This is a genomic window from Sorangium sp. So ce426, from assembly GCF_051475585.1.
GTDB lineage: Bacteria > Myxococcota_A > Polyangia > Polyangiales > Polyangiaceae > Sorangium > Sorangium cellulosum_B.
This window is the reverse complement of record NZ_CP150341.1, coordinates 442,279-456,500: the sequence shown is the minus strand read 5'-3', so window position 1 is coordinate 456,500 and position 14,222 is coordinate 442,279. Positions and strand designations below refer to the sequence as shown.

General features: G+C 71.8%; 9 protein-coding genes. 5 read left to right on the top strand and 4 right to left on the bottom strand.

The genetic code is table 11. From position 1 onward, the window contains the following. Positions 1 to 29 precede the first annotated feature (29 nt). Complete coding sequence (locus WMF44_RS01690; RefSeq protein ID WP_437297375.1) at positions 30 to 920, bottom strand: SDR family oxidoreductase; 891 nt, start codon at positions 918 to 920, stop codon at positions 30 to 32. A 430-nt stretch (positions 921 to 1,350) separates the two neighbouring features. Here WMF44_RS01690 and WMF44_RS01685 point away from each other — a divergent pair, with 430 nt between their 5' ends. Then, the gene (locus WMF44_RS01685) at positions 1,351 to 1,929 is read left to right on the top strand and encodes a protoglobin family protein (RefSeq protein WP_437301518.1); all 579 of its coding nucleotides are present in this window, start codon (positions 1,351 to 1,353) and stop codon (positions 1,927 to 1,929) included. 264 nt (positions 1,930 to 2,193) lie between these two features. Further along, complete coding sequence (locus WMF44_RS01680) at positions 2,194 to 3,552, top strand: hypothetical protein (protein WP_437297374.1); 1,359 nt, start codon at positions 2,194 to 2,196, stop codon at positions 3,550 to 3,552. Positions 3,553 to 3,573: 21 nt separating this feature from the next. On the opposite strand, the gene WMF44_RS01675 is transcribed toward WMF44_RS01680, so the two are convergent. Both WMF44_RS01675 and WMF44_RS01670 read right to left on the bottom strand, forming a co-directional pair. Continuing rightward, positions 3,574 to 3,789, bottom strand: coding sequence for a hypothetical protein (locus WMF44_RS01675; RefSeq protein WP_437297373.1), 216 nt, complete (start codon positions 3,787 to 3,789; stop codon positions 3,574 to 3,576). Positions 3,790 to 4,184: 395 nt separating this feature from the next. Beyond that, a complete protein-coding gene (locus tag WMF44_RS01670) occupies positions 4,185 to 7,604 on the bottom strand; it encodes a DUF2126 domain-containing protein (RefSeq protein WP_437297372.1) in 3,420 nt (1,139 codons plus the stop codon). A gap of 487 nt (positions 7,605 to 8,091) precedes the next feature. On the opposite strand from WMF44_RS01670, the gene WMF44_RS01665 reads away from it, so the two are divergent. The 3 genes from WMF44_RS01665 (at position 8,092) to WMF44_RS01655 (ending at position 12,706) form a co-directional block, all read left to right on the top strand. After that, positions 8,092 to 9,969 (top strand): serine/threonine protein kinase, encoded by a 1,878-nt coding sequence (locus WMF44_RS01665; protein WP_437297371.1) that lies wholly within the window; start codon positions 8,092 to 8,094, stop codon positions 9,967 to 9,969. A 10-nt stretch (positions 9,970 to 9,979) separates the two neighbouring features. Further along, positions 9,980 to 11,056: a hypothetical protein gene (locus WMF44_RS01660; protein ID WP_437297370.1), complete on the top strand. Its 1,077-nt coding sequence runs from the start codon at positions 9,980 to 9,982 to the stop codon at positions 11,054 to 11,056. 84 nt (positions 11,057 to 11,140) lie between these two features. After that, entirely contained in the window at positions 11,141 to 12,706 is a 1,566-nt protein-coding gene (locus WMF44_RS01655; protein WP_437297369.1) for an ATP-binding protein, read from the top strand. Between the two features lie 79 nt (positions 12,707 to 12,785). On the opposite strand, the gene WMF44_RS01650 is transcribed toward WMF44_RS01655, so the two are convergent. Then, entirely contained in the window at positions 12,786 to 13,817 is a 1,032-nt protein-coding gene (locus WMF44_RS01650) for a hypothetical protein (protein WP_437297368.1), read from the bottom strand. Positions 13,818 to 14,222 lie beyond the last annotated feature (405 nt).

Below are 14,222 nucleotides of genomic sequence, written 5' to 3'. Positions count from 1 at the left end.
TGGGCCCGTCTCCTGTGCGGGTGAGCCCCTCAGGAGAGAGGTTTGCCGCCGGTTACGCCGAGGACCTCGCCGTTGACGTAGATCGCCTCGTTCGAGGCCAGGAACACGAACGCCGGGGCGAGCTCGGCCGGCTGCGCCGGGCGCTCCATTGGATGATTCTTGCCGAAGGTGGCCACCTTCTCCTTGTCGAACGATTGCTGGATGAGCGGCGTCCACACGGGGCCGGGCGCGACGACGTTGACGCGGATGCCACGCTCGATGAGGTCCTGCGCCAGGCCCTTGCTGAAGGTGACGATCGCCCCCTTGGTGGACGCGTAATCGAGGATCTGCGGGCTCGGCTGGTACGCCTGGATCGAGGCGACGTTGATGATCGAGCCGCCTTCCTTCATGTGCGGCAGCGCGTACCGGATCATGTGAAACATGGCCAGGATGTTGACGCGGAAGGTGCGCTCGAGGCGCGCGGCGTCGATGTCCTCGAACCGCTCGACGGCCTTGCCCTGCTCCGCCGCGTTGTTCACGAGGACATCGATGCGCCCGAATTTACGCGCCACCTCTTCGACCACCTTCCGGCAATGGGCCTCGTCGGCCAGGTCGCCGGGCAGCGTGAGCGCCTCGCGCCCGGCCTCCTTGATGACCCGCGCCGTCTCCTTCGCGTCCTCGTGCTCGCTCAGGTAGGAGATCGCCACGTGGGCCCCCTCGCGGGCGAACGCGAGCGCGACGGCGCGGCCGATCCCGCTGTCCCCTCCGGTGATCAGCGCGATGCGGTCCTTCAGCCGGCCGAGCCCCTTGTACGACGACTCGCCGTAATCGGGCCTCGGCTCCATCCTGGCTTCGATTCCGGGACGCTCCTGTGTCTTGCCCTCGAAAGGCGGCTTCGGGCCCGCGCCTTTCGGATCCGCTGTCGGTCCAGTGTTCTGCATAACCTCCTCCTGACGCTGCGCTGCGGTGAGAGGACGAACGCGCTCCCACCGAACCCTGGCCATAAGGGCGGCGGGACAGCTCAGCCATCGGTGGCCGCCTGCTCTCCAGATCGGAGCTCCCCCTACCTCCACCGGCGCGGTGACCAGCGAGCGGCGCGCGCCGTCGGATCCCCGCCGGGCGCTCGCGAGCGGACACGGCAGCAGAGATCTCTCGGTGATGGACGTGATGGACGTGATGGACGTGATGGACGTGATCGACGTGACGGACGTGACGAACGTGTTCGAGCAGACGACGCGGCGGCCCTGTCGCGCGGTACGACCGCCGCGGCCTGTCACATCAAGGCTTGACAGGCGACAGCTGGTCCGGTGTCTTCACCCTGCGTTGTCTCGCGGCACGCCGCCGGCGAAGACGCGGAGGAGAACCGTCGTGATGAAACACATCGACGAGAGCCGTCTGGAGTCAGATCTCGAGTATCGGTTCGGGTATCTCATCGAGTTTGTCGGCTTCGGCGAGGCGGACATCGCGGCGATCCACGGCGCCGCGCCGCACCTCGCCCCCCGGGTCGAGGCGCTCGTCGACGCGGTGTACGAGAAGCTGTTCCTCTACGACGCCACGAAGCGCCACTTCGTGCCGAAGCAGCACGGCTACGAGGGGGCGCCCCCGGCCGACCTCGCGTCGCTCACGCTGGACCACGAGCAGATCAAGTTCCGCAAGCAGCACCTCTCAACCTACCTCGTCCGGCTCGTGACCCACCCGTATGATCCGAAGATGGTCACCTACCTCGACATGGTGGGGAAGATCCACACCGCGAAGGCCGGCAATCCCGAGGTCGTCGTCCCGCTCGTGCAGATGAACGCGCTCATGGGCTTCGTGTCGGACGCCCTGCTCCAGACCATCCTTTCGCTGGGCCTCGACCGGGAAGCCGAGGTGCGCACCCTCCGCGCCTTCAACAAGCTGCTCTGGCTCCAGAACGACCTCCTCGCGCGCCACCACCTCTCGGCGGCCTGATCCCCCTCCCCTTCCGGCCATGCGTCGCTCGCCGGGACGGACCGCAGCGGCGGGCTGCGCGCCGGCCTCCCGGGGGCGGCGGCGCGTCGAGCGGACGGCCCATTGCGCAATCGCGCGACCGCTTGCGCAAGGGCACAACGGCGCGCGCTGCGCCGCCCCGCCGCGCGCGCCACGCGCAGGCGGGGGCGCCTCCGGATCGCCTGATTCGGCCGGGAACGCCGCGACGAGGAGCCCGGCACATGCGGTGCTAGGCGCCCGCCCACCATGAACCGATTCTTCGATGGCATCGCTCTTCTCGTGGGGCTGTCCGTCATCCCGACGATCGCCGGCTGCAGCGACGAGCCATCCGAGGAGGAGCGCCGCTTCGCCCGGCTCGCGAAGCGCGCCGAGCAGGTGCGCGAGCTGTCGTTCCGCCACGCCGTAGCGGTCGTCACGATCACGCGGGACGAGTACGAGGCGGACCAGGAGGCGGCCGCGGCCGCCGCCGAGGAGGACGATCTCGCGGAGATGGCCGCGACCTACGGCCGCCTCGGCTACTTCGCCGTCGACGCGGACCTCCGGAAGACGCTGGCTCGCTCGGGGGACTGGGCCGCTGCGTGGTACTCTCTCGAGAGCAACGGCATCACGCTCATCGGCCAGGTGGACGACTCCGTCCTCATCCACGAGTACGTGCACGGGCTCCAGGATCAGCATTTCGACCTGGCGCCGGACCAGGACGACACGCTCACGAGCGACGCGTTCCTCGCGCAGCGGGCGGTCACCGAGGGCGACGCGACGCTCGCGGAGGGGCGCTTCATCATGCAGGAGCACCTCGACGCCGATCTGCACCTCGTGGACTGGGGCCCGCTCCTGGCCTCGGTGCACGCGCGCCGGGAGGAGCTCCTCGCCGAGAGCGATCTCCCCCTCTTGTTCATGGCGTATCCATCGTTCGCCTACAGCTTCGGGCTCGAGTACTGCGCTCACAACCTGACCGGCGCGAGCGCGGCGACGCCCGTCATCGACAGGCTCCCGCCGTTCGACTGGTCGAGCGAGGACGCGCTCTTCACGACGCGGGCGCCCACGAGCACCCAGCAGATCCTCGCCCTCGACGCCCAGGACCCCGAGGTCGGCGTCGGCCTGGACGAGATGCCGTCGACGCTCGACGACCGGCTCGAGCGGCTCGACTGGGACACCCTCGGTGAGTGGCTCACCTACCTGCTCCTGCGCCCGCTCGAGGGCGCGGCCGATCTCGGCGACATGCGCGCGCTGGCCGCGGCCTGGGACGGCGATCGCGCCCTGTTTGTGCGCGATCGGAAGACGGACGCGATCGGCACGGCGTGGGCGTCCGCGTGGGACGACGCCGGCGCCGCGGCGGGCGTCGAGGCCGCGCTGTGGCAGCTCTACGACGGCGCGCCGATCGCCGACGACGAGCCGCGGCTCGGGCGCGCCGGCGACGGCGAGCTCCTCTGGATCGAGCGGAGGGAAGAGCGCGTGGTCGCCCTCAAGAACGTCGACGAGGCGCTCATGCCCTCGCTCGCCGAGGCCGCCTTCCCCTCCGGGATCCGGCCGATGCGGCACGTGATCCGGACGCGCCCGTCGCTCGCGGCCAGGCTCTCGCGGCGCCTGGCCGGGCGACATCACTGAACCAGCGACGGCGCGGCGCGCTCAGATGCAGAGCGAGTCGCAGTCGTGCTCCTCTTCGCACGCCGTGACGCAATCGCCGTCGTCGTCGCACGCCGCGATGCAATCGTCTCGATCCGTCGAACACGCCGTGATGCAGTCGTCCTCGCCTTCGTCCTTGTCGTCGTCCGCGTCGACGAAACAGCCGGCGGCCAGGGGAATCGTGGAGACCAAGAGCACTGCGAGCACCTTGCGCAACATGGGTTGTCCTCCTTCGTGGTGTACTGTCCGCATGCGATGCAGGGGACATCGAACACTCAAGCAGGGGGTGTACCAATCGCTGTTCTGACGCGACTCACCCGCTGGTCCGCGGACCTGGAGAGCCGTTATGCCGCGCAAAGCGAGCTCGGCGCCGGAGCTCCGGGTCACCCGAGCGCCCCGGCCGGCGGACGTGGGGGTCCCCGCGAGAAGGCAAATCGCCACAGCGGAGGAGGCCATGGCGGCGCTCGGCGGCGTCGGCGCCGGGACTTTCGGCGCGGCGCGCCGGGCGTGCGCGCTGGGCCAAAGTGTCACACCCGGCTCGACCGTGAGGCCCGGACCTCCGTCCAGGTGAGCCTCCGGCCGCGCTGGGTCTCACCGCAGCGCGGCCCCGCGGCTCACCCCTCGTCCTCGGGCTTCTGCGGCTTGGGCGGCGGCCGGTCCACGGCGTAGCGCCGTAGATCCAGCGTGCAGGGCGCGTCGCCGTGGGCGATCGCCTGCTTCGCGGTCACCGGCCAGGGCGTCGGCCCCTCGATCGTGAACCGCTGCGCGCGCCGCGCCGACGCCTCGAACCGCGTGAGCGGCGCGGCGTCGAAGGCGCGGCCCTCGGGGTGCCACACGTGGTAGGCGCACGCGCCGATCGAGCGCTTGCCCCACGTGTCCAGGATGTCGATGTGGACCGGGTGGTGGATGCCGATGTGCGCGTGCAGGCTGTGCGGCGGCGCCCAGGCGCGGAACCGCACGCCGCCCACGTGCTCGCCCGCCGTCCCCGTCGGCCGGAGCGGCAGCACGTGGCCGTTCACGAGCACCGTGTGGCGCTCCGGCGTGAGCCCCTGCACCCGCACCTCGATGCGCTCCATCGACGAGTCCACGTAGCGCGACGTGCCCGTCGTCGTCAGCTCCTCGCCGAGCACGTGCCACGGCTCGATCGCGTTGCGCACCTCCAGCACCACGTCGCCGGCGTGCAGCGTGCCCACCACCGGGCAGCGCAGCTCGATGAACGGCCTGTACGCGTCCGCGGGCAGGGCGAGCCCGCGCTGCTTCAGGTGATCGAGCACGTCCTCGAAGTCGCGCCACAGGTAGTACGGCAAGAGGAAGCGGTCGTGCAGCGCCTGGCCCCAGCGCACGAGCCGGCCCGCGTACGGCTCCTCGGCGAACGAGGCGAGCAGCGTGCGGACGAGGAGCGCCTGGGCGACCGCCATCCGGAAGTGCGGCGGCATCTCGAAGGCGCGCAGCTCGATGAGCCCCTGCCGGCCGTGCGCCGTCTGCGGATCGAACAGCTTGTCGATGCTCACCTCGGCGCGGTGCGTGTTGCCCGTCATGTCCACGAGCAGGTGGCGGAACAGGAGGTCCGAGAGCCACGCCGGCTCGTTCTGCCGGCGCTCGAACGCGCGCGAGAGCGCGATCTCCAGCTCGTAGAGGTTCTCGTGGCGCGCCTCGTCCACGCGCGGCGCCTGCGACGTCGGGCCGACGAAGAGGCCGGCGAACATGTACGAGAGCGACGGGTGGTGCTGGTTGAACGTGAGCAGGCTGGCCAGCAGATCCGGCCGGCGCAGGAAGGGACTCGAGAGCGGCGTCGGGCCGCCGAACGTGAGGTGATGGCCGCCCCCGCTCCCCGCCATGCGCCCGTCGATCAGGTATTTCTCGCAGTGCAGGCCGCTGTGGAGCGACGCGTCGAACACCGTCTCCACGAGCGACGCGTACGCGCGCACCCCGTCGGAGGGCGGCAGGTTCACCTCGAGCACGCCCGGGTCCGGCGTCACCGAGAAGCGGAGCACGTTCGCGCCGGCCGGGGGCGGGTACCCCTCGAGCAGCACGTCGATGCCCGTCTCCTGCCGGGTCGCGTCGATCGCGGCGATGAGCTCGAAGAAGTCGGCCGGCGCGAGGAGCGGCGGCAAGAAGACGTGGACGAGGCCGTCGCGCGTCTCGACGCAGAGCGCCGTGCGCACGCCGTAGCCCGATCGCCCCGCGGCGGGCGCGGCGCGCTGGGCGTGATGCGCGGCGCGCTCGCCGTCGTGGGCGTGCCGCTGGGCCGCGCGCGCGCGCGCCGTCTCGGCGTGCTCCGGGTCGCCGTCGCCCTCGAGGAGCTGGACGCGGCGCTGCCTCTCTTCCTCCTCGTCGGCCTCGGGCTCGCCGCGCCGCGGGTCGGGCGGCGACACGAGCTCCTCGATCGGCGGCGGCGGGGCCACCGCGACGAGCGAGCGGAGCGGGAGGCGCAGGCCGATGGAGCTGTCGCCCGGGAGCAGGAAGAGGTGCCCGCGCCGGAAGCCCCAGCGCTCGCTGATCCACGACCCCCACTGGCGCGCGAGGGGCAGGACGAAGCCGACCTCTCGCCCGAGCCCGCGATCGAGGACGCGCGCGAGGCGCCGCCGCTCCTCCGCGTCGTCGAGGTTCGCCTTGAGCGGGTCGACGTCGGTGGGCAGGCTCGCCTCGTCCTGGAGGTGGCGCCAGGGGTCCTCGAGGGCCGGCATCAGGAAGTCGGCCAGCCCGAGCCGCGCCGCGAGCGCGTCGGCGAACCTCCGAGAGAGCTCGACGCCGCGCCCGCGCGACGCGCTGGTCGCCGGATCGGCGTGGCGCGCCTGGGACATCTCGGTCCAGATCGGGACGCCGTCGCGCCGGCCGATGATCTCGAGCGCCCAGCGGGGCAGGCTCTCGCCGGGGTAGTGCTTGCCGGCGCGGAGCAGCAGGACGCCGCCCGGCGTGATCCGGCGCCGGAGCTCGTGCGCGAGCCGGAGCCCTTGCGACCACTTCGTCGGGCCGAGCGCGCCCTCGCACCACTCGGGCGCGTCCGGGTACTCGCGCGAGTTGAAGGTCGGCTCGCCGCCCATGGTCAGGGAGAGGCCCGCGGCGGCGAGCCGCTCGTCCGCGCGATCGGCCACGGAAAGGAGCTCCTGCCACACGGGCTCCTCGTAGGGCGTGGTGGGCCGCGGCTCGTGGCCGAGCCGCCCGACCTTCATCTCGAAGGTCACGTCGGTCGCGCGCGTGTCGCTCGTGCCCTCGACCGGCGCCGCGAGCGCGGGCGAGGCGGTGCAGGCGAGCGGGATGTGGCCTTCGCCGCAGAGCAGGCCGCTCGTCGCGTCGAGGCCGATCCAGCCTGCGCCCGGGAGGAAGACCTCGGCCCACGCGTGCAGGTCGACGACGTCGCGGCTCACGCCGCGCGGCTGGTCGGGGATCATCCCCTCGTCCGTGAGCTGCACGAGGTAGCCGCTCACGAAGCGCGCGGCGAGCCCGCGCGACCGGAGCGCCGCGATGAGCAGCACCGCCGAGTCGCGGCAGCTGCCGCGCCCTTGCGCGAGCGTCTCCTCCGGCGTCCAGATGCCGGCCTCCTCGCGGATGACGTACCTGATGCGCCGGTTCACGGCGGTGTTCAGCGCGACGAGGAGCGACACGGTGTCGCCCTTCGAGGGCAGCCCGGCCAGGAACTCGTCGAGCAGCGGGCCGCGGGCGAGCGACGGATCGGCGCTGTCGAGGAAGGGGGTGAGGTCCTGCTTGAGCTCGGCCGGATACGCGAACGGGACCTTCTCCGCGCGCTCGTCCAGGTAGAAGTCGAACGGGTTCACGGGGCGCACGCTGACCGCGAGCTCGACGAGGATGTCGAGGTGAGGGACGCGCTCGCCCGCGGGCAAGAGCACCCGCGCGACGTGGTTGCCGTACGGGTCCTGCTGCCAGCGCGCCGCGATCTGCGGGTCGATCTTCAGGCTGTACGACTCGATCTTCGCCTTCGCGTGCGTCGCGGGCCGCAGCCGGATGAGCTGCGGGCCGAGCGAGGCGGGGCGGGGATAGGTGTAACGGGTCCGGTGCTGGATGAGCAGGCGCACGGTGGTTTGTCTCCGGGGGTGGCCCTATCCAACCAGAAGTGCCCTCTTCCGTCTCGCCTTCCGTGACGCGCGTGAGGCGCGCTGCGAGATCGTTTCGAGGACGATTCGGCCAGGGATCGACGGCGTGGCGGCGCGTGGGCAACGCGACCGCGCAGCGGCGCGGGCGTGTGACCGAGCGACCGCGCAGCGGCGCGGGCGTGTGACCGAGCGACCGCGCAGCGACGCGGGCGTGTGACCGAGCGACCGCGCAGCGGCGCGAGCGTGTGACGGAGCGACCGCGCAGCGACGCGAGCGTCTGACGGAGCGACCGCGCGCCAGCGCGGCCTCGCGACGGCGCGAGCCGTGTGGCGAAGCGACCGTGCGACGGCACAAAAACAGCGTGCTGCGGCGCCTTTTGCGCCGTTCTGTCCGCCTCGCCACGCCGCGCCCCGACACCGGCGCCGCCCGCGCTTGCCGTCCGAGGGCGAAGCGGTGATCATCGCCCGCTGTGTCGGGTCCGGAGACGAAACAGCCCTCGCTGCCCCCGGTCGAGCCGGGGACGGTGCTCGCCGGCAAGTACCGCGTGGAGCGGGTCATCGGCCAGGGCGGCATGGGTGTGGTCGTCGAGGCCCGCCACGTCGTGCTCGACGAGCGGGTCGCCCTGAAGTTCCTGCTCCCCGAGTTCACCCAGCACCCGGAGGGCTCGGCCCGCTTCCTGCGCGAGGCGAAGGCCGGCATGAAGATCAAGAGCGAGCACGTCGCCCGGGTTTCGGACGTCGGCACGCTCGAGAACGGCGCTCCCTACATGGTCATGGAGTTCCTGATCGGGAGCGACCTGGCGCGCCTGCTCCGCGATCAAGGCGTGCTCGGCATCGAGGACGCGATCGACTACATCGCGCAGGGCAGCGAGGCGATCGTCGAGGCCCACGGGCTCGGCATCGTCCACCGCGATCTCAAGCCGGCGAACCTGTTCCTGACGGCGCGCGTCGACGGCTCGCCGCTCGTCAAGGTGCTCGACTTCGGCATCTCCAAGATGGCGACCGGCGCGGTCGACGTCCTGACGGGCACGGACGCGGCGCTGGGCTCGGCCCTGTACATGTCGCCGGAGCAGATGCGGCAGACGCGCTCGGTGGATCACCGGACGGACATCTATGCGCTCGGCGTCTCGCTCTACGAGCTGCTCGCCGGCAGGCAGCCGTACTTCGCGGAGACGCTGCCGCAGCTCTGCGCGGAGGTGCTGACGGGCACGCCGACGCCGCTGCGGGAGATCCGCCCCGACGTGCCCGCCGCGCTCGCGGCCGTGCTGGAGAAGGCGTACGCCCGCGAGCGCGAGCACCGGCACGCGTCGGTCGCCGAGCTCATCGTGTCGCTCGCGCCGTTCGCGCCCGCGCGCACGTACACGACCCTGGCCCGGATCGCGCGCATGGGCGGCCTGTCGCTGCACGCCGCGATCCCCGGCGGCCAGCGCGCGTCGCAGCCGTCGTTCCCCGGCGTGGACTCGAGGCTCCCTGGGCCGGCCGCTCGCGAGCCGTCGTGGCCGGGGCCCACCTCGCACCCCGCCTGGCAGCGCGACACCGCGCCGCCGCGCCCGCCGACGCCGCTCCCCCACGGGACGCCGTTCTCGCCGGCGCCGCCCGTCGCCCACGCCTCGACGCCTTACCCGCATCCATCCTCGCCGTTTTCGCAGTCCCCGTCGCCGGGCAACGGCGCCTTCGGGCCTCGCCCTGCCGAGGACGGCAGGCCGAGCCCGGTCCCGCCGAACGGCTTCCCGGCGCCCGCGCCGCAGCAGCACATCGTCCCCGGTCCGTACAGCGCGCCGATGAGCTCCCGCGCCGCCGCGACCTTCGCCTCGTCGACCCACCTCGGGATCTCGTCGGACGGGCGCCGGATCCCTGGGCTGTCGGTCTCCCCTTCCGCGATCCTCGCGATCGCGCTGATCTCCGCGACCCTCCTCCTGGGGCTCATCGTCGGCAGCGTCTACATGCTCCGCCGGGGCGGCGACGGGACGGAGGGCACGGCGGCGGCGCCGACGGTCGCCGTGAGCGCGACGGAGACCGCAGCGCCGGCGCCTGCGCCGACCCCCGAGCAGCCCGCGCCTGCCGCCGGGACGACGACGCCGGACGGGCCGACGATCCGCCCGACAGGGGCGGCAGCCGACGCAGCGACGACGGCTGACGCAGCGGCGGCGAGCGCCTCCGCGGCCGCGAGCGCCCCCGCGCCGAACGCCGCGGCGGCCGCGAGCTCCCCCGCGGCGTCGCCGAGGACGGCGCCCACCGCCGCCCGGGGCGGCGCGCCTGCGGGGCGCACCACGCCGGCCGCCCGCCCGTCGCAAGGCACGACGACGCAGCGCCCTCCGAAGGGCATCGACCTGAACGATCCGCACTGAGCCCACAGCCATGATCCCCTCGACAGTCCATGCCCCCCGCGCGCTCCGTCGCGCCCGCCTCGCCCTCGCCGCGGTCGTGCTCGGCTCGGCCGCCCTGTTCGCGCCCTCGGGCGCCGCCGCGCAGGGCGCGGGCAGCGATCCGACGCTCGCCCAGACGCTGTTCGAGGAGGGGCGCCGCCTGATGGAGGCGAAGTCGTACGCGCAGGCGTGCCCCAAGCTGGCCGAGAGCCAGCGCCTGCGGCCCGGCACCGGGACGCTGCTCAACCTGGCCCTGTGCAACGAGGGGCTCGGCAGGACGGCGACCGCGTGGGGGCAGTTCAAGGAGGCGCTCTTCGCCTCGAAGAAGGAGGGCAACGCCGCGCGGGAGGCGTTCGCGCAGGAGCACATCGACGCCCTGGAGCCGAGGCTCTCGAAGATCCAGCTCAACGCGGAGAACACGCCCGGCCTGCTGGTCCGCGTCGACGGCGGCGACATCCCCGCGGCCGCGCTCGGCACGCCGATCCCGATCGATCCCGGGGCGCACGAGGTCGAGGCGACGGCGAGCGGCTACACGGTCTGGTCGACGACCGTCCAGGTCGGCGAGAGCGCCGATCTGAAGGCGATCGCCATCCCGAAGCTCCTGCCGGTGGCGCCCGCGAGCAAGCCCGCCGCGCCGCAGGCGCCGCCGGCCGGCGGCACCGCCGGCGGCCGCAGCGGCGGGGGCGGCCTGCAGACCGCGGGCTTCGTGATCGGGGGCGCCGGCGCGGCGGTGCTCGGCGTCGGCGCTGTGTTCGGCATCCTCGCCTCGGGGCAAGCGAGCGACGCGGAAAAGGACGAAACGCTCTGTCCGGAGAAGCTGTGTACGCCGGAAGGTCGCAAGGAGATCAACGCGGCGGAGACCAAGGCGCTCGTGTCCACGATCGGCGTCGGCGTGGGCGTCGCCGCGCTCGCCGCGGGGGCGGTCCTCGTGCTGACCTCGGGCCCATCGAGGGCGGAGGGCGCGAGCGCCGCGGCGGCACGGCAGGGCTCGCCAGCGCGGGTGCAGGCGCGCATCGTGCCGCTCATCGGCCCGGAGGGCGGCGGCGTCGGGGTGCTGGGCGCTTTCTAGCGCCGCCCGGTGACGGTCACTTACGCGCCAATCAGGGGGTGTCCTCACGTGACATCCGCGCCGGCGGGCGCTCGCTTTGTAGCGATGGATGACGCCGGCCCGCTAGCAAAGATCTCCGCTGCCTCCCGGCTCCGCAGCTGCAAGCGCGACGTGCTCGATCGCTGGACGCGCCGGGTGCTCGACGATCCCAGGGCGCCGGCGCCGCGGCGGGGCGAGCGCCCGGTGCTCGTCGACGCGGCGCCGGCGCTGCTCGAGCACCTCATCGAGGCGCTCGCGGCGAGCCGGCTCGCCGGCGAGGACGCGGCGCTCCGCGGCGCGTACGAGCGGGTCGAGGACCACGCGCGCCGCTGCGTCACGCGGGGCCGCTGCATCGAGGCGGCGCTGCGGGAGCTATCGCACCTCCGGGCTGCGCTGATCGAGGAGTGCGTCGCCCAGGACATCGCGCTCGGCGTGGGGGAGGCCCAGGTCCTCCACGCGGTGGTGGACGCGAGCATGTGGACGAGCGCCCTCGAGATCGAGCGGGCGACGCGCGCCGCGCTCGAGGACAGCGGCGCGCGCCTGCGGCTCGCGACGCAGGCCGGCGGCGTCGGCGTCTGGGATTACGACACGGTGACCGGCAAGCTGCGCTGGGACGACCGCTGCCGGGAGGTGTGCGGGCTGGAGCCGGCGTCGGACGTCGAGTCAGACGTCGATTACGAGCTCTTCCTCTCGGCGATCCACCCGGACGATCGCGCGCGCGTGCAGGAGGCCGTGCTGCGCTCGCAGGCCCCGGAGAGCGGCGGCGAGTACAGCATCGAGTACCGCCTCGTGGGGATCCGCGACGGGATCGAGCGCTGGGTCTGCGTGCAGGGGCGCACCTTCTTCGACGCGACAGGGCGCAGCGTCCGGATGATCGGCACGGCGATCGACATCTCCGATCGCAAGCGGGCGGAGGCTGCGCGGCTGGACGATCTCGCGTTTCGCGATCGATTCCTGGCCGCGCTCAGCCATTACCTGCGCACGCCGCTCACGGCGGTCACGCTGGCGTCGAGCACGCTGGTGCGCCACGGCAACCTGACGCCGCGCCAGGCGACGAGCGTCGAGGGCATCGCGGCGAGCGCGCGCCGCATGGCGCGGACGATCGACGACCTGCTCGACCTGACCCGGAGCTGCTTCGGCGACAGCATCCCTGTCGCGCGGAGGCCGGGGAACCTCCATGTCCTCTGCAAGGGGGCGATCGACGAGCTCCGGGCGACGCGCGCGGGGGTGCCGATCCGGCTCGATCTGCGGGGGAGCGGCGCGGGGCTGTGGGATCCCGAGCGGATCGCCCAGATGGTGACGAACCTCGTGCAGAACGCCGTCGACCACGCCGATCCCGGGAGCGCCGTGCGGGTGGCGATCCGGCCGCGCGGGGGCGACGTGCTGATCGAGGTGCACAACGAGGGCCCGGAGATCGCGCCGGAGCGGCTGGCGACGCTGTTCGAGCCCTGGCAGCAGGCGTCGCCCGCGGAGGGGCGAGCGAGCGCGGGGCGCGGGCTCGGGCTCGGGCTGTTCATCGCGCACCAGATCGCGCGGGCGCACGGCGGGGTGATCGAGGTGGCGAGCCAGGCGGAGCGGGGGACGACGTTCACGGCGCGGCTGCCGCGGAGGCGGGCGGGGGCGAGGGGCTGAGGGGTGGGGGCGATACACGCATAGGATGGCGTGGCGTGAGACGGCCACAGCGATGCCGCCGAACGGATTACGTTTGATCTTACAGCCGAGCGAGCCGTCCGTCGTCGAGCAGCACCCAGGGGGCGGAAGCCGAGTACGCCTCGGTCCCGGCGATGGGCAGGCTTGGCGCGTCCGTGAGCTTGTCGAGTCCCTTGTCCCGCAGCCGCATCCCACGTTCGGTGAGGCGATACACCTCCGAGAGCATGGGGTAGCCAGCATTGGGCGGCTTTGGACCAGGCGCGCGATCCACGGCCGCGCTCGACTCGTGGTCTGCCCAGTGCTCCAGCCTGCGTGACAGGAACAGATCGCCTGTACAGAAAAGGAGATGCCACATGTCTACCAGCGTCTCCGACTTCTGCGCGGCCACGCCCGCCGGAGTCTGCCACTCCGTCGACAGCCGAGAGAGAGTGATCTCATCGAATCGACTCAAGCGCAGGTCTCCCTCCGCGGTCCTTCTTGGAAAGAAGCGGGAGAGGAGCGCCCACAGGGGAGCAAGCTCCGGAAAGCCTTCGACGCCGGCCCTGCAGCTCTCTGCGAACGACAAGGGGTTCTCGTCGACGTAGCTGTCCCAGAGGCGAACGGCGCGCTCGTAGCGTTCGGGCGGCCAGGGGCTCGCCTTCTCGATTCGCGCGAGAAGGGCCTCGTCAGGGTGATCGGATACCGATTGGCTGCAATCAAAGGGACGCTTGGACCCTTCACGACTCCTTGCGCTCGAGCGGACGACGGGATCAAGATCGACGATGAGGATGTCGTGACAGGCAAGCCCTACATCGCGCAACCAGCTGCAGGTCCGCCAGAGGTTCAGCCGCTCGTGGAGGCTCGATGATACCCATGGAATGACAGGCAAGTCCCAGCGGTTCTCCTGCGAATAGAGGCTGTCCCATATTTCGCTCGAGTTCCACCATGTTTGACGTGCCCGGACATGCTCCAGAGGATTCGGACGGCTCGGTCCGGTAAGAAGGCGGTCGGATGCGAGCACGACACGGCTCGCACCGATACGCAGCAGTTGTTCTGCCGTGGGCGCATCGAAGGCGACGTGCGTCGCCCCATGGATGTCGGTGAGGGATGCCATATTCAGCGAAACCCGCAGCTATAGCACTCTCTGAATTTATAATCACTCTCCTGCCAGCAATTGTCCTGACAGATGGATCAAAGAGTGTAACCTGCATTAACATATCTATTACATGGATATCCCTTTGCGACGCAGGCCTCATACATCTCGGTACATTTGTTGATGGGTGAACACCCTGCCATCAGCTCAAACGATTCGCTGCCAACTTCTTCTGCTCCGCCTTCGCCGCCTGCTCTGAAGTGATCTCCCGCCCCTACCGATTCTGTCGGGTATCCAGCACCCGCGCTCCCCGGCTCCACTGTGTCACAGGTGTAGGACAAGTCGCATGCCGACGCGAGCCCCATCAGGAGCCCGGCGCACAGCACGATCGCGCTCGCCTTCAGCTTCAAGCTGCACACCATGGTT